The sequence below is a fragment of the Caulobacter ginsengisoli genome (genome assembly GCF_030814835.1).
GTDB lineage: Bacteria > Pseudomonadota > Alphaproteobacteria > Caulobacterales > Caulobacteraceae > Caulobacter > Caulobacter ginsengisoli.
In genome coordinates this window covers 63523-87872 of the sequence record NZ_JAUSVS010000001.1, presented here as the reverse complement: position 1 = coordinate 87872, position 24350 = coordinate 63523, and the positions used below count along the sequence as shown (strand labels likewise).

At 69.2% G+C, this 24350-nt stretch carries 22 protein-coding genes; 6 read left to right on the top strand and 16 right to left on the bottom strand.

The features are described 5' to 3' along the window. Window positions 1-4: 4 nt before the first annotated feature. The 3 genes from kduI to QO010_RS00400 form a co-directional block, all read right to left on the bottom strand. Entirely contained in the window at window positions 5-850 is an 846-nt protein-coding gene (kduI, locus tag QO010_RS00410) for a 5-dehydro-4-deoxy-D-glucuronate isomerase (protein WP_307344557.1), read from the bottom strand. Window positions 851-871: 21 nt separating this feature from the next. Continuing rightward, entirely contained in the window at window positions 872-2284 is a 1413-nt protein-coding gene (gene uxaC / locus QO010_RS00405; RefSeq protein WP_307344555.1) for a glucuronate isomerase, read from the bottom strand. Between the two features lie 61 nt (window positions 2285-2345). Then, window positions 2346-3413 (bottom strand): LacI family DNA-binding transcriptional regulator, encoded by a 1068-nt coding sequence (locus QO010_RS00400; protein WP_307344553.1) that lies wholly within the window; start codon window positions 3411-3413, stop codon window positions 2346-2348. A gap of 94 nt (window positions 3414-3507) precedes the next feature. Between QO010_RS00400 and QO010_RS00395 the strand changes: the two genes are divergently transcribed. The 3 genes from QO010_RS00395 (at window position 3508) to QO010_RS00385 (ending at window position 6863) form a co-directional block, all read left to right on the top strand. Then, a complete protein-coding gene (locus tag QO010_RS00395; protein ID WP_307344551.1) occupies window positions 3508-4983 on the top strand; it encodes a UxaA family hydrolase in 1476 nt (491 codons plus the stop codon). After that, a complete protein-coding gene (locus QO010_RS00390) occupies window positions 4980-6296 on the top strand; it encodes a mannitol dehydrogenase family protein (protein WP_307344549.1) in 1317 nt (438 codons plus the stop codon). The genes QO010_RS00395 and QO010_RS00390 overlap by 4 nt, the downstream gene beginning before the upstream one ends. Window positions 6297-6392: 96 nt before the next feature. After that, window positions 6393-6863 (top strand): hypothetical protein, encoded by a 471-nt coding sequence (locus tag QO010_RS00385; RefSeq protein ID WP_307344548.1) that lies wholly within the window; start codon window positions 6393-6395, stop codon window positions 6861-6863. On the opposite strand, the gene QO010_RS00380 is transcribed toward QO010_RS00385, so the two are convergent. The 7 genes from QO010_RS00380 to QO010_RS00350 form a co-directional block, all read right to left on the bottom strand. Continuing rightward, complete coding sequence (locus tag QO010_RS00380) at window positions 6855-9395, bottom strand: coiled-coil domain-containing protein (protein ID WP_307344546.1); 2541 nt, start codon at window positions 9393-9395, stop codon at window positions 6855-6857. The genes QO010_RS00385 and QO010_RS00380 overlap by 9 nt on opposite strands. 163 nt (window positions 9396-9558) lie before the next feature. Continuing rightward, window positions 9559-9768: a hypothetical protein gene (locus QO010_RS00375; protein ID WP_307344544.1), complete on the bottom strand. Its 210-nt coding sequence runs from the start codon at window positions 9766-9768 to the stop codon at window positions 9559-9561. 87 nt (window positions 9769-9855) lie between these two features. Then, the gene (locus QO010_RS00370; RefSeq protein WP_307344542.1) at window positions 9856-11016 is read right to left on the bottom strand and encodes an MFS transporter; all 1161 of its coding nucleotides are present in this window, start codon (window positions 11014-11016) and stop codon (window positions 9856-9858) included. Between the two features lie 25 nt (window positions 11017-11041). Further along, window positions 11042-12112 carry a DUF1176 domain-containing protein gene (locus QO010_RS00365; protein WP_307344540.1) on the bottom strand — a complete coding sequence of 357 codons (1071 nt, stop codon included), beginning with the start codon at window positions 12110-12112 and terminating at the stop codon, window positions 11042-11044. A gap of 3 nt (window positions 12113-12115) precedes the next feature. Beyond that, on the bottom strand, window positions 12116-12532 hold the full coding sequence (locus QO010_RS00360; RefSeq protein ID WP_307344538.1) for a hypothetical protein: 417 nt from the start codon (window positions 12530-12532) through the stop codon (window positions 12116-12118). Continuing rightward, window positions 12529-13554, bottom strand: a complete 1026-nt coding sequence (locus tag QO010_RS00355) for a phosphotransferase family protein (protein WP_307344536.1) — start codon at window positions 13552-13554, stop codon at window positions 12529-12531. Before QO010_RS00355 ends, QO010_RS00360 begins: the two co-directional genes overlap by 4 nt. Continuing rightward, the gene (locus tag QO010_RS00350; protein ID WP_307344534.1) at window positions 13551-14660 is read right to left on the bottom strand and encodes an Rv3169 family protein; all 1110 of its coding nucleotides are present in this window, start codon (window positions 14658-14660) and stop codon (window positions 13551-13553) included. The genes QO010_RS00355 and QO010_RS00350 overlap by 4 nt, the downstream gene beginning before the upstream one ends. Before the next feature lie 117 nt (window positions 14661-14777). Between QO010_RS00350 and QO010_RS00345 the strand changes: the two genes are divergently transcribed. After that, window positions 14778-15158 carry a DUF423 domain-containing protein gene (locus QO010_RS00345; RefSeq protein WP_307344532.1) on the top strand — a complete coding sequence of 127 codons (381 nt, stop codon included), beginning with the start codon at window positions 14778-14780 and terminating at the stop codon, window positions 15156-15158. Here the strand turns inward: QO010_RS00345 and QO010_RS00340 are convergent. Further along, window positions 15143-16363, bottom strand: coding sequence for a multidrug effflux MFS transporter (locus QO010_RS00340; protein ID WP_307344530.1), 1221 nt, complete (start codon window positions 16361-16363; stop codon window positions 15143-15145). The two genes, QO010_RS00345 and QO010_RS00340, sit on opposite strands and share 16 nt — an antisense overlap. Window positions 16364-16457: 94 nt before the next feature. On the opposite strand from QO010_RS00340, the gene QO010_RS00335 reads away from it, so the two are divergent. Further along, window positions 16458-17435 (top strand): alpha/beta fold hydrolase, encoded by a 978-nt coding sequence (locus QO010_RS00335; RefSeq protein WP_370873715.1) that lies wholly within the window; start codon window positions 16458-16460, stop codon window positions 17433-17435. A 41-nt stretch (window positions 17436-17476) separates the two neighbouring features. After that, window positions 17477-18469 (top strand): prolyl aminopeptidase, encoded by a 993-nt coding sequence (pip, locus tag QO010_RS00330; protein WP_307344526.1) that lies wholly within the window; start codon window positions 17477-17479, stop codon window positions 18467-18469. A 17-nt stretch (window positions 18470-18486) separates the two neighbouring features. On the opposite strand, the gene rodA is transcribed toward pip, so the two are convergent. Genes rodA through QO010_RS00305 form a run of 5 tightly spaced genes read right to left on the bottom strand, consistent with a single transcriptional unit; the run spans window position 18487 to window position 24304 of the window. Further along, on the bottom strand, window positions 18487-19641 hold the full coding sequence (gene rodA, locus QO010_RS00325; protein ID WP_307344524.1) for a rod shape-determining protein RodA: 1155 nt from the start codon (window positions 19639-19641) through the stop codon (window positions 18487-18489). After that, a complete protein-coding gene (gene mrdA, locus QO010_RS00320) occupies window positions 19638-21620 on the bottom strand; it encodes a penicillin-binding protein 2 (RefSeq protein ID WP_307344522.1) in 1983 nt (660 codons plus the stop codon). Before mrdA ends, rodA begins: the two co-directional genes overlap by 4 nt. Beyond that, a complete protein-coding gene (locus QO010_RS00315) occupies window positions 21617-22132 on the bottom strand; it encodes a hypothetical protein (RefSeq protein WP_307344521.1) in 516 nt (171 codons plus the stop codon). Before QO010_RS00315 ends, mrdA begins: the two co-directional genes overlap by 4 nt. Beyond that, window positions 22129-23217 carry a rod shape-determining protein MreC gene (gene mreC / locus QO010_RS00310; RefSeq protein ID WP_307344519.1) on the bottom strand — a complete coding sequence of 363 codons (1089 nt, stop codon included), beginning with the start codon at window positions 23215-23217 and terminating at the stop codon, window positions 22129-22131. The genes QO010_RS00315 and mreC overlap by 4 nt, the downstream gene beginning before the upstream one ends. Before the next feature lie 43 nt (window positions 23218-23260). Next, window positions 23261-24304, bottom strand: coding sequence for a rod shape-determining protein (locus QO010_RS00305; RefSeq protein WP_307344518.1), 1044 nt, complete (start codon window positions 24302-24304; stop codon window positions 23261-23263). Window positions 24305-24350: the final 46 nt, after the last annotated feature.

The following is a 24350-nucleotide window of genomic DNA, read 5'->3' as shown; positions in this document are numbered from 1 at the left end:
GCGCCTATTTCAGCTGACAGATGTCGAGGACGTTCATGTCGGTGTAGTCGAGGTTCTCCCCGCCCATCGCCCAGATGAACGCGTAGTTCTGCGTCCCCGATCCCATATGGATCGACCAGGGCGGGCTGACCACCGCCTCCTCGTTGGCGACGACGATGTGGCGGGCGCTGTCCGGCTCGCCCATGAAGTGGAAGACCCGCTGGTCCCCCTCCAGCCCGAAATAGAAATACACCTCCGAGCGGCGGTCATGCAGGTGGGGCGGCATGGTGTTCCAGACGCTGCCGGTCTCCAGGATGGTCAGGCCGAGCAAGAGCTGCGCCGACTGGCAGATCCCCGGAATGACATACTGGTAGATGGTCCGCTGGTTGGAGGTCTCAAGCGCCCCGCGCTGCAGCGGGTTGGCGGTGGCGATGGAGATCTTCTGGACCGGATAGGCCGCATGGGCCGGGGTCGAGGCCAAATAGAACTTGGCCGGGGCGGCGGGGTCGCTGCTCTCGAACGTCACATCCTTGGCGCCCATGCCGACATAGAGGCCGTCGCGCGGGGCCAGGTCATAGGCTGTCCCGTCAACGGTCACCTTGCCGGCCCCGCCGACATTGATGATCCCGACCTCGCGCCGCTCCAGAAACGGACGGCCCGCCGCCGAGGCCGGCTCGGTCTGATCGGGCAGCTTGACCGGCCCGGTCGTGGGCGCCGCGCCGCCGATGACGAAGCGCTCGTTGTGGCTGTAGGTCAGGCTGACCTTGCCGGGAACGAACAGGTTCTGGATCAGGTAGCGGTCGCGCAGCTGGTCGTTGCTGGCGCCGTCCATCATGTCCGGATGGGTGGCCTGCAGGGTCTTTTCGAACATCGGACGCTCCCTCGTTTCTTCTTAGAGTTTGTAGGCCCGCTTGGGCAGGTTGTAGGCCAGGTCGGCGGCGACTTCGCCTGCCTCATCGATATCCAGGCGATGCTCGGCGACGAGCTTCCCTAAGAAGGCGCAGTCCACCCGCCGGGCCACATCGTGGCGGGCCGGGATGGAGAGGAAGGCCCGGGTATCGTCGTTGAAACCGACGGTGTTGTAGAAGCCTGCCGTCTCGGTGGTCTGCTCGCGGAAGCGTCGCATGCCCTCGGGGCTGTCGTGGAACCACCAGGCGGGGCCCAGCTTCAGGCACGGATAATGGCCGGCCAGCGGGGCCAGCTCGCGGGCGTATGAGGTCTCGTCGAGTGTGAAGACGATGACCGACAGCCGCGGGTCGTTGCCGAACCGGTCCAGCAGGGGCTTGAGCGCACTGACATAGTCGGTCCGCGTCGGGATATCGGCGCCCTTATCGCGGCCATAGCCCTCGAACAGCAGGCGATTGTGGTTGCGGAACGAGCCGGGATGGATCTGCATCACCAGCCCGTCGTCCAGGCTCATCGCCGCCATCTCGGTCAGCATCTGGGCGCGGAATAGCTCGGCCTTCTCGGGCGTCACGTCGCCGGCGATCAGGTCCCGGAACAGCGCCTCGGCGTCGGTCGGCGACAGGTCGGCCGTGGCGGCGGTGGGATGGCCATGGTCGGTCGAGGTCGCCCCCGCCTCGGCGAAGGCGGCGCGGCGGATGCGGTGGGCCTCCAGATAGCCGGCCCAGTCATAGACATCCTGCCCGGTCAGCTCGGCGAACCGCTCCAGCGAAGCCCCGAAGGCCTCATGCTCGGCGTCGATCACCGGGTCGGGGCGATAGGCGGTGATCACTCTGCCCTTCCAGCCGCTGTCACGGATGGCGTGATGGTGATTGAGACTGTCGGCCGGGCTCTCGGTGGTGGCCAGCACCTCGATATTGAACCGCTCGAACAGGGCGCGGGGGCGGAAGGCGTCAGTGGCGAGGGCCTGGGCGATGGTGTCGTAGTAGAGGTCGGCGGTCTCGCCGCTCAGGGCGACGTCGAGGCCGAACACCTCGGTGAAGACGTGGGTCAGCCACAGGGCCGAGGGCGTGCCCCGGAACAGATACATATGGCCGGCGAGCGTGCGCCAGGCCTCGCGCGGATCACCCATCGCCACGCCGCCATGGGCCGGAACCCGCAGGCGCTCGAGCGACACACCCTGGCTGTAGAGCATCCGGTAGAGATAGTGATCCGGGGCCAGCAGCAGGTCGGTCGGGTCGGCGAAGGCCTCGTTGGTCGCGAACCAGGCCGGGTCGGTGTGACCGTGCGGGCTGAGGATCGGCAGGGCTTTGACGCTCGCATAAAGCTCCCGCGCCGCCGCCCGGGCATTCGGCTCGGCGGGGAAAAGTCGGTCCGGATGCTGGCGCAGCGGGCGGGGCATGGGCGACTAGGTAACCGGTGTCATGAGGCGAGGCAACTCGATTTCCAAAGCCGTGTAGCGGCTAGGTTTGCGGCGCCGGCCCCGACGAATCCCGCACCACCAGCTTGGGCGCCCGATCCTCCGGATTGGCCTTGGCGTCTTCCTTGCCCAGGATGCGCTCCCCGGCCAGCCGCCCGATCTCTCGCGTCGGCGCCCGCACGGTCGTCAGCGCCGGCCAGACCCGCGAGGCGATCTGGAAGTCGTCGAACCCGACCACGGTCAGGTCCTCGGGCACCCGCAGCCCCGCCTGCCGCGCGGCATGCAGCACGCCCGCGGCCATCTCGTCATTGCCGGCGAAGATGGCGGTCGGCTTGGGCGAGAGGGCCAGCAGTTGGCCGCCGATCTCGATCCCCGACTCGAAGGTGTAGGCGCCTTCCCGGCTGTAGCCGTCCTCCAGCTTCAGCCCATGGCCCGCCAGCCCGTCCTCGAACCCGCCGCGCCGCTCGTGCGAGGAGCGGAAGGTCGCCGGGCCACTGATGTGGGCCATGCGGCGGTGGCCGAGGCTGACCAGGTAGTCCGCCGCCTGCACCCCGCCGACCCGGTCCTGGGTCACGATCATATGGGCGGGGCTGTCCAGCGACACCGAGGCGACACGGACGTATTCGCAACCGATCTCTTCCAGCAGCGAGGCGACCCGTTCGTCCTCCGAGACCGACGGGGTCAGCACCACGCCGAACAGCTTCTGGCGTTCGACGAAGGCGCGGATGTCGGCCAGGAACGAGGGACTCGAACGCTCGCAGGGATGCACCACCAGCTCGAAGCCCGAACCGCGCATGCCGTCCAGCAGACCCAGCTGCATGTTCACGACGTACTGGGGGTTGGGATTGTCGTAGACTAGGCCGATCAGGAACGAGCGGCGGAAGGCCAGCCCCCGGGCCTGGGGGTCGGGCACATACCCCGTCTCGGCGATGACCTGCTGGATGCGGTCGCGGGTTTCCTGCTGCACGAAGGGCGAGGCGTTGATGACCCGCGAGACGGTCTTCTTGGAGACCCCGGCCAGGCGGGCGATGTCGTTGATGGTCGGGCGGCGGCGGCCGAAACCGGTTTCGGCCTGCGGCTCGTCGTCTTGCGGAGGCGTGCGTTCGGTCATGTCCTCACCCTCTTAGCCTGCGTCGCCCTGGCGCGCCACCGGTGGGCGGCTGGGTCGTTGACACCGGTGTCCGGCGGGATCATCCCTGAGCGCCATGGCCCGCGCCCTGCTCCGCATCGACCCCGCCGACGACGTGGCCGTCGCCCTGCGCGACATCGCGGTGGGCGAGACGGTGGACGACCTGACCGCGCTGGACGCCATCCCCAAGGGCCACAAGATCGCCCTCCGCGACCTCCCCACCGGCCAGGCGGTGCGCAAATACGGCCACCCGATCGGCAAGGCCACCACCGCCATCGCTGCCGGCTCGCACGTCCACAGCCATAACCTCGCCACGGCCCTCGGCGGCGAGGAGGGCTACGCAGCGCCGGCCACCTTCCCCGCGCCAGTTACGGCGACACCGGCTCCAGGCTTCATGGGCTACCGCCGCACCGACGGCCGGGTCGGGACGCGCAACGAGATCTGGATCCTCTGCACCGTTGGATGCGTCGCCCACACCGTCCGCCGCATCGCCGAGGCGGCGAACCGGCAGTTCGCCGGCCGGGTCGAGGGCGTGCACGCCTTCACCCATCCCTTCGGCTGCTCGCAGCTGGGCGACGACCTGGGCCACACCCGCAAGCTGCTGGGCGCCCTGGCCTCGCACCCCAATGCCGGCGGGGTGCTGATCGTCGGTCTGGGCTGCGAGTCCAACCAACTGGACGCCCTGCTGGCCGCCGCCCCGGGCATCGACCCCAGCCGGCTGCGGTCTTTTACGGCCCAGGGTGAGGAAGACGAGATCGAGGCCGGCCTCGCCGCCGTCGAGGCCCTGGTCGAGATCGCCGAGCGGGACAGCCGCGTCCCCTGCCCCGTCTCCGACCTGGTCATCGGCCTCAAATGCGGCGGCTCGGACGGCTTTTCCGGCCTGACCGCCAACCCCCTGGTCGGCCGCATAGCCGACAAGGTCTCGGACGGCGGCGGCACGTCCATCCTCACCGAAATCCCCGAGGTGTTCGGGGCTGAGCGCCTGCTGATGGCCCGCGCCACCAGCCCGGCGGTGTTCGAGGCGACGGTCAGCCTCGTCAATGGCTTCAAGCGCTACTTCATCGACCACGGCGAGCCGGTCTCGGAAAACCCCTCGCCCGGCAACATCGCCGGCGGCGTCACCACCCTGGAGGAAAAGTCGCTGGGCGCGGTGCAGAAGGCGGGCCACGCCCCGCTGGCACAGGTGCTGGCCTATGGCGAGCGCACCCACGGCCCCGGCCTGGCCCTGCTCGAAGCCCCCGGCAACGACGCCGTCTCCTCCACCGCCCTGGCGGCGGCGGGGGCGACCGTGATCCTGTTCACCACCGGCCGGGGCACGCCGCTCGGCTTCCCCGCCCCCACCCTGAAGATCGCCACCAACAGCGACCTGGCCGCCCGCAAACCGCGCTGGATCGATTTCGACGCCGGGGTGGTGCTCGAGGACCGCACGATGGACCAGGCCGCCGACGACCTCATGGCCCTGGTCCTGGCCACCGCCTCGGGCCAGCCGACCCGCGCCGAACAGAACGGCGAGCGCGAGATGGCCATCTGGAAGACCGGCGTCACCCTGTGAGGCTGAACGCGGCCACCGCCCCGCCCCTGGCCTATGATCGCGAGGCGACAAGCATCGGCGTCCTGCACATCGGCCCCGGCGCCTTCCACCGCGCCCACCAGGCCGACTATTTCGACCGCCTGCTGGCCCATGACCCGAGGTGGGCGATCAGCGCCGTTTCCCTGCGCAGCGGCGACCTCAAGCGGGCGCTGGACCCGCAGGATGGCCTCTACACCCTGGCCACCCTGGACGAGCAGACGGCCTTCCGCGTCATCGGCGCCCATCGCGAGCGGCTGGTCGCGCCCGACCCCGTCCGTCTTGCCGCGCCCGAGCTCAAGCTGGTGACCCTGACCATCACGGAGAAGGGCTACTGCCTCAAACCCGACGGTACGCTGGACCTGGGCCACCCCGACCTGCCCGCCAGCGCGATCCGTTGGCTGGTCGAAGGTCTGAGGCGCCGGCGCGAGGCGGGCTTCGAACCCCTCGCCGTGCTGTCGTGCGACAATCTCCCAGACAACGGACACAGGCTGCGCGCCGCCGTCATCGCCCTCGCCGCCAGCCGCGACCCGGACCTCGCCGCCTGGATCGCCGGCGAGGTGGTCTTCCCCTGCTCGATGGTCGACAGCATCACCCCCGCCACCGACCAGGCCCTCAAGGCCCGCGTCCTGGAGGCGACCGGCCTGGAAGACGCCTGGCCCATCCAGCGCGAAGCCTTCACCCAGTGGGTGGTCGAGGACATCCTGCCGTCCGGAGGCCCCGACCTGGCCAGTGTCGGCGTCACCCTGACCCCCGACGTCGCCGCCTTCGAGCAGGCCAAGCTGCGGCTGCTCAACGGAGCCCATTCCAGCCTCGCCTATCTGGGCCTGCTGCGCGGCCACGAGACGGTCGCCGAGGCCATGGCCGACCCGGACCTCGCCGGCTTCATCGAAACCCTGATGCGCCAGGACATCGCCCCCACCCTGCCAGGCGACCAGGGTCCCTACATCGACGCCATCCTGAAACGCTTCCGCAACCGGGCCATCCGCCACAGGCTCAGCCAGATCGCCTGGGACGGCTCGCAGAAGCTGCCGATTCGGCTGCTGGCGACGGCTCATGACGCCCTGTTGGCCGGCCGACCGGTCGAACGCCTGTGCCGCCCACTCGCCGGCTGGATGAGGTTCATCGAGCGGCAGGCGCGGGCCGGCGTGGCGATTGTCGATCCGCTGGCCGAGACGTTGGCGACGGTGGGGCGGGCCGGCGGCGTGGCGCGGTTTCTGGAACTACCGGTATTCCCGCCCGCCTTGGCCATCGCGCTCAAGGCGCCAGTCGAAGCCGCCTACGACCGCCTCACCTAGCCGTACGCATCAGCGAAGCTCCAGCGGGTGCGGAAAGCAGTCGTTCACCCGCAGATGTCACATTCCTGGCCGTCGCTAGCAGCTCGCTGACAGACCATGAACCTGCAAGACTATTGGATGACGGCCGTCGGAAAGCGGGGCGACCCCGTGCCCGTTCCGGTCGACGTGAGAAATCCAATCGACGTGCGGGCCGTGCTTCGCATCGGGCTCTTCTCCGGTGGCGCCTTCGCGGGCCTCGGCGTCCTGCGGATCATGCTTTCGCCTCAAACGTCTCAAGGCGGGCTGGGCCAGCACTGGCCAGCTTTGCTGCTGCTCGCCATCATTTGCGGCCTTGTCGTATGCGCGATCATTCTGCTGACGCCGCTGGCGCTCTGGCCACTCGAGCGACGGCGGTTGGGAGAAGGACTCGAGGCCACCGCCGACGCCTGGTCGCTTTCGGAACTGGATCGTCACATCCAGGATATCCGATCACTGCACGCCAAAGCCCACGGGCCTGAGAAAGCGCTGCACGGCAGGCACCTCGCCTGGCTGGAAGCCCGGCGGGAGACGCGGGTCGATCTAAGCTAAATCCCCGGCCGCCGCGTCGAGCAGCAGATACGCCCTGCCCCCGTCCGACGACAGCAGCGCCGCCACCAGCAGCCCGCCGCGATCCCGCTCGGCCGCCTCGTCCAGCATCCCGGTGAACCGGCGCAGATAGCGTTCCGCCTGGCCGCGCAGGGCGGCGTCGGAGAACAGGCGTCTCACCAGGCGGCGGATGGCGGCGGGGGCCAGGCGCTTGACCACTTCGCGGGCGCCGCGGCCGTCGCGGGTCTGCACGGCGGCGGCGATCTCGTCGATCTTGGGCTTGGGCAGCAGGGCGATGGGGTCGATGCCCATGGCCTCGATCTCGGCGACCAGCCGTTCGGCCAGGCCCTCGGCGTCGTCGGGGGTGTCGTCGATGGTCTGCAGCAGGTCCTTCCAGCTCCAGGCGTCGCCGATGGTGGCGGGGCCGGCGGCCGGCGCGGCGTCACGCGCGGCCGGAGGAGCCGCCGGTTCGCGGCCCCCGGCGGCGTCGAACACGCTGCGGAACTCCTCGTCGGTGGCCGTCGGGGTCAGGCGCAGGCGCTGGCGGGTGGTCGGCTCGCGAACCGGCGAGACCAGGGCCTCCATTCCACGATGTTCAGGGCCGCGATGCTCGGACACGCGTGGCTCGGGCGCCTCGCGCCGGATGGCGGGCGCGGCGCTGCTCGCCCCGCCGGCCACCGCGCCCATCAGGCGGGCGGCTTCGCTGAGCATGTCGTAGTTGCGGCGCACCCGCTCCTGGAAGGCCGAGTCGATGGCCTGGGTTTCCTCGGCGGTGCGGCGGGCGGCGTCCATCAGCTCGTCGATGCCGCGCTCGACCGAGTCCTTGATCGCCTCGACCCGGCCCTGGGCCTGGGCCGGCAGGCTGTCGGTGCGGCTCTCGACCTCGGTCAGCATCTTTTCCAGCCCGCTCAGCGTGGCGGACACGGCGGCGACGCTTTCCTCCAGCCGCTGAGCGGCGCGCGAGCCGGCCTGTTCGACCATCTGGGCCGACTGCTCGATCAGTTCGCGGGCGTCGTTCAGCCGGGCCTCGAAGATGGCGTCGGCCTTCTGGTGGGCGGCGAAGGCGGCCTCGTTGAGCTGGTCGACCCGGCCCTGGGCGGCCTGGGCATGGCCCTCGGCGGCGCTGCGGGCGGCCTCGGCCGAGCCGGCCAGGGCGTCGATGGAGGCCTTCATCTCGGCTTCGAGCGCCGAGCGCTCCTGGCTGGCGATGTCGGCGACCTTGCCCAGGCTCTCGGCGGTCTGGCGGGCGATGGACTCGCGCTCGGCCTGGGCCGCGGCGGTGATTTCGCCCAGCCGCGTGGCGGCGTCGCCGATCAGCTGGCGCAGCATCTCGGCGCTGCGGGTCGACTTCTCGGAAAGGTCAGTGGCGCTGTTGGTGGCCGCGGTCATGTATTCGGCCAGCTGGGCCGCGCGGGTCTCGGCCTGGGCGGCGAAGTCCTCCTGGTCGGCGCGGATGGCGTGGGCTGCGGTGACCAGCGAGGCGCGCTGTTCGGTCAGGCCCTCCTCGACCAGACGCATCTGGTCGCCGACCCCGATCCCGGCCGTCTCGAGGCGGCCGATCTGGCGGGACAGGTCCTCGGCGGCGACGCGGGCGGCGTCGCTGGCCTCGCCGGCGGCGGCGGCCAGGTCGGCGGCGCGGGCGGTCAGGGCGGCCTCGGCTTCACGCAGCTGGGTTTCGGCCAGGTCGGAGGCCTCGGCGACCATGCGGGCCTGGCGGGTGATGGCGTCCTCGACGGCGGCCGAGCTGGCGTCCAGGGTCTGGCCCATGATCTCCAGCGACTCGCGCTCGCGGGCCAGTTCCCCGCTGAGCTGGCGGGCGCTGCGGGCGGCGCTGGCGGCGGTCTCGCTGAGCTTCTCGGTTTCCTCGGCCATCGACTGGTTGAGGGCCAGCATGGTGTCGCGGGCGTCCTTGGCCGAGGCGGCGGCGGCGTTGATGCGGCCCTGGATGGCCTCGACGGCCGAGCCGGCCTCGGCGGCGGCCAGGGCTGCGGGACCCAGCATGCGCGTGGCGACATCGCGGCTGCGGCGCACTTCGGCCGCCAGCTTGCGGCTCTGGTGCAGGGTGTAGGCCGAGATCCAGACCAGAAGCAGCGGCCCCACGACCAGCAGCCCGAACACCATCCAGGCGACCGGGGTCTCGGTCAGCGGAGCGACGTTGTGGATATAGCCGTAGGCAAACGCCAGGGGCGCGACCGGCCAGACGGCCGAGAAGATCAGCGCGGCGATCAGGATCGGCCAGAAGGCGGGGCCCTTGTCGCTGGCCAGGGCCGTGGGCGGCTGGGTGATGACGGCGGGGGTCGACGGCGGCTCGGCCGCGGGGCGCTGGGTCATCGCCGGCGGCGGCGACTGCGTGTCTGCGGCCATCTCGACGGTGGGCATTTCGAGGACGGGCGCCTCGACGATCTCCAGGTCGGTGTCGGTCACCGCCGGCGGCTCGGGGGCATCGGCGTTGCCCTCGCTCAAACCGGGACGGGCGACGATCGGAGGCGGCGTCAGCCGGGTGAAATCGAAAGGCGGTCGGGATCTGGCCGTCATGCGCCGACGTGGTTCCTGGGCGGCCGGATGGTGATCTTCAAGCGCTGGCCCCGGCCCATGACTTCTCGCGCTGGGTGAAAACTATCGATGAAAAGGCCGCGCGGAAAGCGGCTTGCAAAGAATATGTTAAGGTCTTGACGTCGCAGGCAGAGTCTAGCGCGTCTCAGACGGTCTTGAGGGCCGCGGGCTTCAGTTCGGGGCAGTCCGGATTGGTCCTGGCGGACTGGCGTGCGGGGGCGGGCGTGCGCTCGATGATGCGCTCCGCCTTGGGGGGATGCCGGTCGGGCAGGTCGACCTTGATCCCGAAATGGCCAAACGCCACCGCCGCCAGCCAGACAAGGGCCGCCGCGATGATGTCGAGGATGAACTGCATGATGCAGGCCCCGTTCCCGAATAGCGCCGTTATCCCTCAGGTCGGGTCCTGCGACAATATGGCGGGGGATGAACTTTTGGACAGGTTTCAGGCGCGCGAGAGCGCTCTGGGGAGTCGGGCCGCACCGATGACGCCCGCTAGCGCCATAACCGCCATGGCCAGGTAGCCGAGCGATCCGAAGCGATCGAACAGCGGCCCGGACGCCAGCGTGGCCAGGCCGATCAGCAGGCCGCTGGACAAGGTGGTGGCCAGGGACTGCGCCGCCGAGGCGAAGCGGGCCGGCGCGCGCAGCTGGATCAGTTGCAGCGAGCCGATGAAGGTGGCGGTGAAACTCAGCGCATGCAGGGCCTGCAGCGGAAACAGCAGCAGGGGCGGCAGGACCAGCGGGCTGGCGCACCAGCGCAGGAGCGCCGCCACGCCGCCGATCAGGATCAGCCGTTCAGGACCGACTCGCCGGCGGATGCGCTCGGCCATCAACATGAAACCGATCTCAGCTATGACGCCGGTTGCCCACAAGGCGCCGATCACGAAATCGGAGATCCCCTGCCCCTGCCACAGCAGGCTCGAGAAGACATAGTAGAAGGCGTGGGTGGCCTGGATCAGTCCGGCGGAGACGATGATCAGCATGAAGGTGCGGTCGCGCAGAAGCTGGCCAAGCCCGGCCCAGCGGTCGGAGCGGCTGGCGGGGGCCGCCCCGCCCTCATGCACCGGCTCGGGTGGCAGCAGCAGGCGGGCGAAGACGCCGCTCAGCAGTGCGGCGGCCACGGTCCAGGCCAGGATCGCGCCGGACCCGAACGACGCCAGCACCACTCCGCCGAGCAGGTTGCCGACAACGAAGGCCATCGAGCCGACCGAACGCGCCGGGCCGTAGGCGAAGCCCTCCCGCGCGGCGAGGCGCAGGGTCATCACATCGCCCAGCGGCGACATCCCGCCCTGCAGGCATGCGCCCGCCAGCCAGCAGAGCAGCCAGACGGGAAAGCCCTGGAACAGGGCGATGGCGCCGAACGCCAGACCTGAGCCAAAACCCAGCAACATCAAAGGGGTGCGGCGAAGTTTGAACCCATCGGCCGAGACCGCCAGGGCCGGACCGCTGAACAGCCGTCCCAGCATCGGCGCGGACAGGATCATGCCGATCTGCGCGCCGTTCAGGCCATGGTCGTGAAACCACACCGACATGTAGGGCAGGCTGGCGCCGGTGCCGATGAAGATCCCGGCGTAGTAGAGGCCCATGCGCAGCGAGGTCGGCATGGGCGGCTGCTAGACTGAGTCGCCGCTATTTCACCTCGGCCTGCCACAGCGAGGGCCAATCGTCGGGCGGGACGCCGTGGCAGTCGGGCATCATGTATTGCGTGACCAGCAGAAAGCTCGTCCCGTCCCAGACCCAGTCGCTCATAGCGCCGCAATCGCCGATGCCGCGCATCTTGTCGAAATTGCTGAGCATCTGCTTGGCGGGATCGAAGCTGATGTTCATCAGCTCGTTGGTCGGCTGGTCCTCGGCGCCCGGGGCATAGGGCGGGATGGCCGGCTTGGCCCCGCCGCCCTTCTCATCGGTCACGAACAGCTCGTAGAAGGTGTTGTAAGCCCCCGCCGAGCAGGGGATGCCCCAGAACAGCTTTCCAGGCGCCAGGCGGGCCACCACCAGGTCGTAATTCCCCGCCTTGGGATCGAGGTCGCATTCGGCGAGGGCCGGATTGGCCTTGAGCGCCGCCGGCGGGGTCTTGGGCAGGCCGGCCTGGCTGACCGGCTTGGCGGCGATGATGATCGGCCGCCGCGGAGCCGGCGGGACCGCCGAAGCCGGGGTGGGACCGGGCTTGGCCAGCGCCGTGGCGCCCCCGACCCGGCCCTGGGCGTCGTCGAGCCAGAGCAGGCTGGCTGACAGGCCCGACAGCGAGAACCGGCTGCGGTCGGTCTTGCTGGCGCCCTTGACCAGCAGGCCATCGCCGTTGCGGATGGCGGCCAGGAAGGCCTCGGCCCGCGGCCCGACGAGTTCGACCCGCCACATGCCGTCCTTGGACGGGGCGTTGAGATCGGCGAATCCCGGCAGCGGTTTGCCGTCCAGTAGCAGCTGCCAAACGGTCGGCTGCCGGCCGGCTTCGTCGTCGCTGGCCATGGCCGAGATGACCACCTTGACCGGCGCGCCGGGTCCGGCGGCGCGGCGGATGGTGAAGAAGGCCGCCAGTTCGAAGGTGTCGCCGGCGAAGGTCATCGCCTCGCACGACTTGATGTTGTCGCAGACCGCCGACCAGTCCTTGAATTCCTTGAACACCTCCGCCCTGGCCGGCGCCGCCAGGGCCAAGGCCAATACTAAGCTTTGACCAAGGACGACGAAAACACGGCGGATCATGGGTCAACTCGCGGGAAACGGCGGCAGGTCCAGGCGTCTAGCCTGAGCCATCTTGACATAGAGGTCGAGGATTTCGCGATCCAGATCGTCGTCTTTCGCGGCCTCGACCGCCTCGTGCAGGGCGATGAGGGCCCGGCGCAGGTCGGCGTTGACCGCGTCCAACGCCTCGATGGTCGCCTCCCCGTCCTGAACCTCGGCAAAGGGCCCGTAGCCGCCGCCCCTGGCCAGCATGGCGCGGATGGCGCCGTTCTCCCAGATGCGGGCGGCGGCGCCGCGGTCGGCCTCCTGGGCGGCCAGCATGGAGATCATGCCGACGATGCCGATGCGGCTGGTCATGAAATCGCCCATGGCTTCGGGCGGCGGCGGGTTGGAGAAGGCCACGAAATTGCCCAGCAGCAGTTCGGCGACGGTCGGGGTCATGCCTGCGCCTCCAGCAGGGCCATGCCTTGCGAAAGGCGGTCGGCCAGGATGATGTCCTGGCGGCGGGCGGTGTACCAGCCCGAGAAGCCCAGCACCGGGTCCTTCAGGCCGCCGTCGCGGAACTCCTTGGCCGAGGAGGTCCAGATGGCCTGGCCCTTGACCGAGGCGAACAGCTCCCACCAGGCGAAGGCCTTGAGATCGACCTTCAGGCCGCTGGCCTTTTCCCAGAGGGCGATGGCCTGGGCGCGCGGGACCATGCCGCAGACCCGCTCGGTCTCGCCGTAGCACCACAGCGGGTCCATGGCCCAGCCCAGGTCCTCCAGCGGATCGCCCAGATGGGCCATCTCCCAGTCGAGCAGGGCGATCACCCGGCCCTCGCCGTCATGCAGGAAGTTGCCGGTCCGATAATCGCCATGCACGACGCTGAGCTTCTGGGCCGGCGGCGGCGGGTTGGCGCGCAGGCGGCGGATGGCGGCGCGGACGATGGGCTGGGGATGCAGTTCGTCGGCCTCAATGACCCCCGACCAGTAGTCCAGTTCGCGCTTCCAGCAGGCGTCCAGAGCCGGCGCCTCAGCCGCCTCGCTGATCGGCAGGGTCAGCGGGTCGGCGGCGGCGATGGCGCCCAGATGACCGAAGAACTGCTCGCCGATGGCCCGGGCGTGGTCGCCATAGGGCGGGGCGCTGAACGGGCTGCCGGCCTTGCCGCCGTCTATGCGGCCCATGATGAAGAAGGGCCGCTCGAGTTCGGCCCCCTCCTCCTCGAGCGCGATGGCTTCGGGCACCGGCAGGCCGCGGCCGTGGAAGCTGCGGAAGGCCAGAAATTCCAACCGCCGGTCGGTGTCGATCAGGCTGCCGACCGGGTCGCGCCGCAGGATCAGCGGCTTGATCGTCCCGCCGACGTCGGCGTCGAAACGATAGGTCTCGCGGCTGGCCCCGCCGGGGATGCGGGCCATGGCCACAACCTTCGTCGGCAGGCCCGTGGTGCGGGTCAGGTAGGCTTCAAGCTGTTCGGTAAGGCTCAAGGCGCGAAGTCCAGCATGTCCTTGAAGCCCGAAGGGCCGTGCGGGCCGATGGCCAGCTGCTCCAGCACCCCCCTGCCCTTGCGGACCTTGCCGGCGGCGTCGGTGAAGGTGACCTTGGAAAGCGCCTGAACGTGCAGATGGAAGGGCATCTTGGGATCGGCCTGGGCCAGGCCGATGTCCTCGCGTTCGACCGCCAGCTGGCCGTGGTTGTGGCCGTGGCTCCATTTGGGATGGGTGTAGCCCAGGCCCAGCATCAGGAACTCGTATTCCGGCTCGAAGGCGATCTGGCCCGCCGGCTTGCCGTAGTCGTCGGTGAGCTGGATGGTCGCCGACCTGGCGTGGCGGGTGCCGCTCTTCCACTCGATCTTGGCCTGGCCGTTGAGGTGATGCATGCCGGCCTCGTCCGAGCCGTCCGGCGTCCAGACGGCGCGGGTGTTCCACGGCCGTCCCAGGGCGTCGTCGTTGCTGTGGAAGAAGAAGCTGCCGTCGTCGAAGCTGAGCGGCGACCACAGCCAGAAGAACTGCTGCGGCTGGGGCGGCACGACCTCCTGGCTGTCGCGGGCCCCGACCGGCCGCACCCCCCAGGAGCGGTCGCGGGTGCCGACGAAGCCGTCGACCGACTTCTTCACCCCGTCCAGCTCGATCCAGCCCTCGTAGTGGCCGTTCTGGGTCAGCCGCGTGTAGTCCATGAAGGCCCGGGTGCTGATCCGGCGGATGAAGCGCGGCTCCTCGATGGGGGCGGCGCGGCTGGTGAAGACGATCTCGGCCTTGAGGCCCTTGTCCGGCGCATTGACGATGAGCTTCAGCCTGTGGAGCGGCTCGAGGATCTCGATCTTGATCGGCCCCACTTCCAGATCCATGCGGTCGCCCAGCCAGCCGCTGGCGTGCAGCGCCGTCTCGACCCCGTCGCGCACCACCACGAAGGCGGCGTCGGTGATGTTGAGGTGCGGATAGACCCCGAAGGCGGCGGCGAAGAAGTCCTCGCCTTCCTTGGGGTGATAGCCATTGAAGAAGTAGCGGTCGTAGAAGTTCCGGTCGGTGCCGCCATAGGCGATGGGATCGGGCGTCTGGTGGATCGGATAGTCGTCGCCTCGGGTCAGCGCCATGGGATATCCTCCGTGGGCGCGCCGCCTCGCTGGGGGAGGATGGGCGGCTTTACGCCTTCATCCTCCACGGTAAGGTCGGGCCAGGGCCGTATCAACGGTGACGCGGGGGAAGTTTTCGTGACGATCTGGACCAGACGAAACTGGATGACCCTGGCCGCCCTGATGGGGCTGGGCTCGGTGGCCATCGGGGCGTTCGCGGCGCATGGGGCGGAGCCGCGCGCGGCCGAGCTGCTGAGGACCGGGGCCAGCTACGAGTTCATGCACGCCATGGCCACCTTCGCCTGCGCCACCTTCATGCAGGTGGGCGCCAGGCGGGCCCGGTTCGCGCCGGCCTGGTTCCTGGGCGGGATCGTGCTGTTCTCGGGCTCGCTCTACGCCCTGGCGTTCGGGGCGTCGCCTTGGGTCGGGGCGATCACCCCTATCGGCGGCGTGAGCTTCCTGATCGGCTGGGCGATCCTGATCTGGGCCGCCAGAGGGGTCGATCAGTCGCCGGCCTGATCCCTGGGCAGAGCCAGGAGCCAGATCGCGGCCGCCGAGCCCAGAAGCGCCACCAGCATCACCCCGGTCATCGGCCGGGCGGTGCCGTCGTGGAAGGCTCCCGAGGCCCAGGACGCGAAGGCCCCCACGCCAAACGACATGCCGCCCATCAGGGCCGAGATCGAACCCGCCCGCCGGGGGTCGACACTCAGGGCCCCGGCCATGGTGTTGCCCTGCATCAGGCCGTAGCTGGCCAGGGTCATGAACAGCAGCGGCAGCAGCAGCCACATGCCGCCAAGGCCCGTGGCGGCGTCGGCGAACATCAGGATGGCGAAGCCGCTGGCGACGAGGCTGGCGCGGCCCAGCACATAGTCTGGGTGATGGCGGCGCAGCAGCCAGCGATTGACCTGGCTGGCGCCGATGACTCCAAAGGCATTGACCCCGAACACCCAGCCGAAGGTCTGCGGCGAGAAGCCGTACTGGTCGATGATCAGATCGGGCGAGCCGGAGATGTAGGTGAACAGCACCGCCCCGTTCAGCGCCCCGGCCAGGCTGTAGCCGATCAGCCGGCGCTGGCGCAGCAGTTCGGCATAGGCGCGGAAGGGGTTCTCCGAACGGGCCAGAGCCGCCGTCTCGTCCGAACGGCTCTCGGTGAGGAACAGCATCACGGCCACGCAGATGGCCACGCCGAAACCGGCCAGCAGCCAGAAGATGCCGCGCCAGCCGGCGACCAGCATCACCCAGCCGCCCGCCAGCGGCGTCAGGATCGGGGCCAGCCCCATGATCAGCATCAGCAGCGACAGCACCCGGGCCGTGTCGGTATGGCCAAAGCGGTCGCGGACCACCGCCCGGGCGATCACCGCCCCGGCGCAGCCGCCCAGGGCCTGCAGGAAGCGCCCGGCGATCAGCCATTCGATACTGGGCGCCAGGGCGCAGAGCACGGAAGCGGCCATATAGACCACCGCCCCCACCATGACCGGCGCGCGGCGACCGAACCGGTCCGAGGCCGGGCCGTAGATGAACTGGCCGATGGCCATGCCGGCCAGGAAGGCGGACAGGGTCGCCTGGGTCGCCCCGGCGCTGGCCCCCAGCGTCTTGCCGATGGAGGGCAGGGCCGGCAGGTACATGTCGATGGAGACCGGCGCGAAACCGGTCATCGCCCCCAGCAGGATGATCAGGCCCCATGGGGTCGGGGCGGGCCTGGCGTTGTCGGGCGGAATGGTCACGGCGGGGCTCATAGCATCTTGCCTTCCCCGACGGCGACCCGTCACGGTCCCCAAAACGCTGGAGGAAAGCGACGTGCCCGACGCCCTGCCGATGATGCCGCCCGTGCAGTACGCCGACGTGAACGGCATCCGGATGGCCTATTACGAGGCTGGTCCCAGGACGGGCGTTCCCATCGTGCTCTGCCACGGCTTCCCGGAACTGGCCTTCTCCTGGCGCCACCAGATCAAGGCCCTGGCCGACGCCGGCCGCTGGGTGATCGCGCCGGACCAGCGCGGCTATGGCCTGACCCAGGCCCCCAAGGCGGTCGAGGACTACGACATGGCCCACCTGACCGGCGACCTGGTCGGGCTGCTGGATCACGTCGGCGCGAAGAAGGGCGTCTTCGTCGGCCATGACTGGGGCGGCATCATCGTCTGGCAGATGCCGCTGATGCACCCGGATCGGGTGGCCGGGGTGATCGGGGTCAACACCCCCTTCTATCGCCGCTCGCCGGTCGACCCGATCGCCATCATGCGGGCCCGGATGGGAGACGAAATGTATATCGTCCACTTCCAGAAGCCCGACGAGGCCGACGCCATCCTCGACGCCGACCCGTCCCGATCGATGGACTTCTTCATGCGCAAGCCGCCGGCCCAGGCGCCGGCCTCGGCCGGCTTCGCCACCGAGCGCAAGCCGGGCGACCCTTCGGCCTTCGCCATGGTGCGGCTGTTCCAGGCCTGGGACCCGGCGGCCGATCCGCGCGAGAAATTCCTGACGCCGCAGGAGTTCCAGGTCTTCGCCGACAGCTTCAAGGCCAGTGGCTTCACCGGCGGCATCAACTGGTACCGCAACTTCACCCGCAACTGGCAGGCCTCGGCCGACCTGCCGACGAGCGTCACCCAGCCCGCCCTGATGGTGATGGCCGAGAAGGACGCGGTGCTGCCGCCCTCCGCCGCCGACGGGATGGAGGCCTATGTGACCGACCTCGAGAAGAAACTGGTGACCGACAGCGGCCACTGGACCCAGCAGGAACAGCCCGAGCAGTTGAACCGCATCCTGATCGATTGGCTGGATAAGCGTTTTCCCGTCTAGGGACTCTCCCCCAGGGAAAGCGGATCGGCTAGAAGGCGCGGATGGATCGTTCGTTGCCTACGCCGCCGCTCGGCGCCGCCCAGTCCCGCCGGGGCCTGTATCCCGAGATCGAGGCGCACGCCTTCGGCTGGCTGCCGACCGGCGGGCCGCATGAGCTCTATTACGAGGAGTGCGGCAATCCCGAGGGCAAGGCGGCCATCGTGCTGCACGGCGGCCCGGGCGGGGCGATCAACCCGACCATGCGGCGGTTCTTCGATCCGCAGAAGTGGCGGGTGGCGCTGTTCGACCAGCGCGGCTGCGGCAAGTCGCGGCCCAACGCCAGCCTGGAGGACAACACCACCTGGACCCTGGTCGAGGACATCGAGCGGCTGCGCAAACATCTGGGTGTCGAGAAGTGGACCGTGTTCGGCGGCTCCTGGGGCTCGACCCTGGCCCTGGCCTACGCCGTCACCCACCCCGAGCGGGTCGAGGCGCTGGTGCTGCGCGGCATCTTCCTGGTCAGCCAGCGCGAGCTGAAATGGTTCTACCAGGACGGCGCCTCGATGCTGTTCCCCGACGCCTGGGAGCGGTTCCGGGCGCCCATCCCCAAGGCCGAGCGCGGCGACATGATCAGCGCCTACCACCGGCGCCTCACCCACACCGACCGCAAGGTCCAGGCCGAGGCGGCCGCCGCCTGGAGCCAGTGGGAAGGCGACACCATCTCGATCCGCGGCCCCGAGGCCCGGCCGCCCAAGTTCAACGAGGTCGACTTCGCCGTCGCCTTCGCCCGCATCGAGTGCCACTTCTTCGCCAACAAGGGCTTCTTCGCCGAGGACGGCTGGCTGCTCAAACAGGTCGGCAAGATCCGCCACATCCCCGGCTGGATCGTCAACGGCCGCTTCGACGTGGTCACCCCGCTGGAAACCGCCTGGGCGTTGCACAAGGCCTGGCCGGAGTCGAAGTTCGAGGTGGTCTGGGATGCCGGGCATGCCTCGACGGAGCCAGGCGTGATCGACGCGCTGATCCGGGCGACGGACGAGGCGGCGTTGGTTTAGGCCCCTGCCCCGGAGGGTTAGAGAAGGGCGCCACGGCCGGCGGTGACTTCCGAGTAGCGATGGACGCGTACGGACTGCACCAGGCCAAAGCCAATCATCACCGTGAGCATCACGGTGCCGCCGTAACTGAGCAGCGGCATCGGAACCCCCACGACCGGCGCCAAGCCCATGACCATCGCCCCATTGATTAAAACGTAAAGGGCGAACGTCGCCGTCACACCCGACGCCCCAAGTCGCCCGAAATGGCTGTGGCTGGTCGAGGCGATCCTCAGCGCCATGAAGATGATCGCGCCATACAGGAACAGCACCGAGAAGCACCCCACGAACCCGAACTCCTCGGCCAGGGTGGCGAACATGAAGTCGGTGTGTTTCTCGGGCAGGAAGTTGAGCTGGCTCTGCGAGCCCAACCCGAACCCCTTGCCCAGCAGGCCGCCGGAGCCCAGGGCGATCTTGGACTGCAGGATGTGGTAGCCCTCGCCCGAAGGGTCCTTCTCCGGGTGCAGGAAGGTGAAGACCCGGTTGCGCTGGTAGTCGTGCAGCAGGAACTCGAAGGCCAGCGGCGCGGCGACCATCAGCGCCACGATCCCGGCCACGATCAGCCGCAGGGAAAGCCCGGCCAGCACCATCATGGCCACGCCGGTGGCGACGATCAGGATGGCGGTGCCCAGGTCCGGCTGCACCGCCACCAGCAGGGCCGGCGCGCCGATCATCGCGGCGGGGACCAGCAGCCACCAGGAGAAGCGGGCATGGTCGCCGGAAAGGCCGTGGTAGAAGCGCGCCAGGGCCAGCACCACCCCGATCTTCATGATCTCCGAGGGCTGGATGCGGATGGGGCCGATGTCCAGCCAGCGCTGGGCCCCCTTGGCCACATAGCCGAAGGCCTCCACGCCCACGAGCAGCACCAGGGCCACGCCGTAGACGATGTAGGCCACGCTGAACCAGACCCGCAGGTCGACCATGGCCAGCACGATCATGATCACGAAGAAGACGCCGAAGCGGATCAGGTGCGGCGCGGCCCAGGGCAGCCAGGACTGTGGGGCGGCGGAATACATCATCATCGCCCCGATCCCGGCGATCAGGCACAGGAACAGGCAGAAGGCCCAGTCGATCTCGCTGAACTTGACGATGGGCCGGTCGCGCTCGCCGGGACGGGTCAGGGCCGAGACGGTCAAGTGGGGGCTCCGGGCGGCGGCGGGGGCGCGGCGTCGGGCAGGTCCGGCGCGGCGCCTTCGGTATCGGCGCCGGGGTCGACGTCCGGCATCGGCATGGGTTGTTCGATCAGGCTGCGCAGCTCGGGGTCCTTGAGCAGCACCGTGCGCATGATCTCGCGGGCCCGGGGGGCGGCCTCGGTGGCGCCCGAGCCGCCGCCATGTTCGACCAGCAGGCTGAGCGCATAGCGCGGATTGTCATAGGGGGCGAAGGCGACGAACCAGTTGTGGTCCTTGAGTTTCCAGCCGACGCTCGAACTCTTGCGCGAGGCGACCTTGTCGTAGCTGCGCACCTGGGCCGTGCCGGTCTTGCCCGCCATCTTGATCGGCCCCAGCCCCAGCTGGCTCTGGCGATAGGCGCCGCCGCTGACGTCGTTGGCCACCGCCGCCATGCCCTCGCGGACGATGGCGATGTGCTCGGGCGAGAAGGGCAGGTCCGGAGCCTCCGAGCCCCTGGGCTGCTCCACCCCGCCGATCGACTTGACCAGGCGTGGATTGAGCGCCTTGCGGCCGTTGGCCAGCCGCGCGGTCATCACGCAGAGCTGCAGCGGATTGACGTTCAGCAGTCCCTGCCCGATCCCGTAGCTGGGGGACTCGCCGGGATACCATTTGGGGTCGGAGGGCCGGTGCTTCTTGACCCAGTCGGTGGAGGGCAGCGTGCCCGCCATTTGGCCGGTGATGCCGATATCGAAGGTCTGGCCGATGCCGAACGGGCCGGCCACCGAGGCGATGCGGTCGGGACCGATCTTCAGCGCCACCTGGTAGAAGTAGATGTCGCAGCTGTTCTTGATGGCGTCGTGCATGTTCTGCGCGCCATGGCCGTCCTTCTTCCAGCAGTGGAAATAGCGGCCGCCGAACCACCAGGCGCCGCCGCAGACATAGCGATCCTGCGGCGTAATCATGCCGCTTTCCAGCGCCGCCAGCGCCACCATGGTCTTGAAGGTCGAGCCGGGCGGATAGGTCCCCGACAGCGCCTTGTCGAGCAGCGGCCGGCGCTCGTACTCGTTCAGCGCCTTGTACTCCGGCACGGTCAGGCCGCGCACGAAGCGGTTGGCGTCGAAGCTGGGGGCCGAGAGCAGGCACAGGAGGTCACCCGTCCGGCAGTCCATGACCACCGCCGCGCCGCTCTGTTCGCCGAACACCTCCAGGGCGCGCTCCTGCACGTCCACGTCGATGGTCAGGCGGATTTCCTTGCCCGGGGTGGGGGCGATGTCGCCCCGCGGATCCTGGCGGACCACCCGGCCTTTGGCGTCGACCTCCTGCTTCTGGGCGCCCGGCTTGCCGCGCAGCTGCAGGTCGAAGGCCTTCTCGATGCCCTGCCGGCCGATACGGAAACCGGGGTTGTAGAGCAGCGGATCGGGGTTGGCGCCGGCCGCCTTGACGTCCTTGTCGTTGACCTTGGCCACATAGCCGATGACATGGGCGAAGGCGCCGCCGTGCGGATAGACCCGCACCTCGCCCATGTCGGCGGTGACGCCCGGCAGTTCCGGCGCGCGGACATTGACGCGGCTGAACTCCTCCCAGGTCATGTCCTCCATCACCGAGACCGGCGACCGCTTGGGCGCGCGCTTGATGTCCTTGACCAGCCGGATGCGGCGCTTGTCGTCGATGGGCACCAGGTTGGAGAGTTCCGCCACCGTGGTCTCGACATCCATGCCCCCGTCGCGGGCCACCAGCAGGCGGAAGTTTGGACGGTTGGAGGCCAGGGTGACGCCGTTGCGGTCCAGGATCAGCCCGCGCGGCGGCGGCACCAGGCGGAAGTTGAACTTGTTGCTCTCGGCCAGCTTGGCGTAGCGGTTGGCCTCGACCAGCTGCAGGTGGACCAGCTGGCCGCCCAGCGCCACCAGCCCCAGGCCGGTCAGGCCGCCCATGAGGAAGGCGCGGCGGGTAAAGACGCCCTGCCGCTCATTGACCTCGGAAAAGAAGATTGAAGGCTCGCTCACCGGAACCTCACATCCGCGTCCTCGAACCGGTCGATCAGCCGGTGTGCGAACGGATAGAGCAGGCTGGTGGCCAAAAATTGCCAGAAAACCGCGATCAGGCTGGGCGGGGTCCTCGCGTCCATCACCGTGAAGAAATAGCCGGCCAGCATGGCGAGCGCGCTAAAGCCCGCATACCAGGCCCACATCATCGGCCGGCTCTGGCCGGTCATCATGTTGCGCACGGTCAGCGCCCCGGCATAGGCGACCAGCAGCGACAGGGCCCACAGGCCGGCGGGCGCGCCCCAGAAGATGTCCAGCAAGACGCCCATGAGCAGCAGCACGATGGGGGCCAGGATCGAGGGCCGGATCACCGCCCAGGCGAAGGCGCAGATCATCGGGAAGACCGGCTCGGGCAGCTGCTGGCCGAAGATGCGGATGGGCGTGGCGAACAGCATGGCCGCCAGCACGCAGAGCAGGGCGGGCAGGCCCAGCCACCGCCAGGGGTTCAGCGGCCGGGCGGTGTCGAAACTCACTGCGGCGCCCCCGCGGGGGTTGTGGGTTTCACCGGGGGTTTGGCCGGTGGCTTGGGCTTGTCGGCGGGTTTGTCAGCCGGCTTTGGGGTCGGCTTGTCCGCCGGCTTGGCAGGCCGGTCGGCGTCCGGGGTCGGCTTATCGGCCGGCTTTGGGGCCGGTTGATCGGCGACGATGCGGGCCTGCGGGTCCTCGGTGATTACCGGCGGCAGGGTCGAGGTCGACAGGGCCTGCTGGTTCACCAGCTGGCTGTAGTCGGTGAACTTGAGGATACGCACCCAGTCGATAGCCTGACTGTCGCTGTCCAGCACCACCCGCCAGGCGCCGTCCAGGCCCTTGACCGCCCGGCCGACCGGCAGGCCGCGCGGGATGACGCCGCCGTCGCCGCTGGTCAGCACCCGGTCGCCCTGCTTCACCGGATCGCGGCCGCGCAGGTAGTCCAGCTTGGGGTTGGGTCCGCCGTCGCCGGTCAGGATGGCCCGGGCGTTGGTGCGGTCGATCATCACCGGGGTGCGCGAGATCACGTCGGTCAGCAGCAGGATGCGGCTGGCGCCATTGGTCACCCCGACCACCCGGCCGACCAGGCCGCGCTCGCTGATCACCGGAAAGCCGATCTGCACGCCCTTTTCCGAGCCGACATCGGCCAGGCGGGCGTTGGCGTAGGGCCCGCGCGAGTCCGAGACGACATGGGCGGTGACCATGGGAATGGGCGGGTCGGTCTTGACGCCCAGCACGGCGCGCAGCCGCTCGTTCTCGTCCTGCAGGGCGATGGCGCGGTCGTGCCAGCCCTGTTCGACCAGCAGTTCCTTCTTGAGGTGGCGGTTCTCGCTGGCGGCGAAGAAGTAGCTGCCGATGGCGCCGAAGAAGTCGCCGGCCCAGCGCGTCGGAGCGGCCACCACGCCGTTGGCCTTGGAAGCGGCGACGTCGACCACCTGCCGGGCCTTGGGATAGGCCTTGTCCTCAAGGGTCTCCCGCCGGTCGCTGAGCAGCACGGCCGCGGCGATGACGATGCAGACGATGAGGGCCACCGCCGCCGTCCAGGTCAGCGGGACCTTGAGTTCGCCGAAAGGATCCTGGCGGAACGCCACCCTGTGTTCTCCGTCGGGGCACCCCGCCCCGAATCAGGACGGTTTAGGAGAGCGTGGACTCGAGAACGCCCTTCATCCACTTGGGATGTTCAAGAACCTTGCCACAGCCCAGGGCCACGCAGCTCAGCGGGTCGTCGGCCACGGTCACCGGCAGGCCGGTGTGGTCGCGGATCTCGGCGTCCAGGCCGCGCAGCAGGGCGCCGCCGCCGGTCAGCATGATGCCCTTGTCGGCGATGTCGCTGGCCAGTTCCGGCGGGGTGGCTTCCAGGGCGACCTTCACGGCCTCGACGATCTGGTTGACCGGCTCCGCGAGGGCGTCCGCCGCTTGTTTCTCAGAAATCCGGACCTCGCGCGGCACGCCCTGCATCAGGTCGCGGCCCTTGACGTCGATGGAAAGGCCCTCGCCATCGGCCGGGGCCCGGGCGGTGCCGATTTCCTTCTTGATGCGCTCGGCGGTGGTCTCGCCGATCAGGAGGTTATGGTGGCGGCGCATGTAGCTGATGATGGCTTCGTCCATCTTGTCGCCGCCGACGCGAACCGAGCGGGAATAGACGATGCCCGACAGGGACAGCACGGCCACCTCGGTGGTGCCGCCGCCGATGTCGACGACCATCGAGCCGGTGGGCTCATGGATGGGCAGGCCCGCGCCGATGGCCGCGGCCATGGGCTCGTCGATCAGGCCGACGCGACGGGCCGAGGCGTTGAGGCAGCTGTCGTTGATGGCGCGGCGCTCGACGGCGGTGGCGCCCGACGGCACACAGACGATGACCTTGGGGTTCACGAAGCCTTTGCGGTTGTGAACCTTGCGGATGAAATACTTGATCATCTCCTCGGCGACTTCGAAGTCGGCGATGACCCCGTCGCGCATGGGACGGATGGCTTCCATGTGGCCCGGCGTGCGGCCCAGCATCTGCTTGGCCTCAATGCCCACGGCGTGAACGGTCTTGCGGCCGCCGATGTTGCGCAGGGCGACCACCGAAGGCTCGTTCAGCACGATCCCCTTGCCCTTCATGTAGATGAGGGTGTTGGCCGTGCCGAGGTCGATGGCGATGTCGTTGGAAATGGCGCCGAAGAGAGAGCCGAACATTCAGGACCTTGGGTCAGGAGCAAATCGGGACGGTTATACGCTCGCT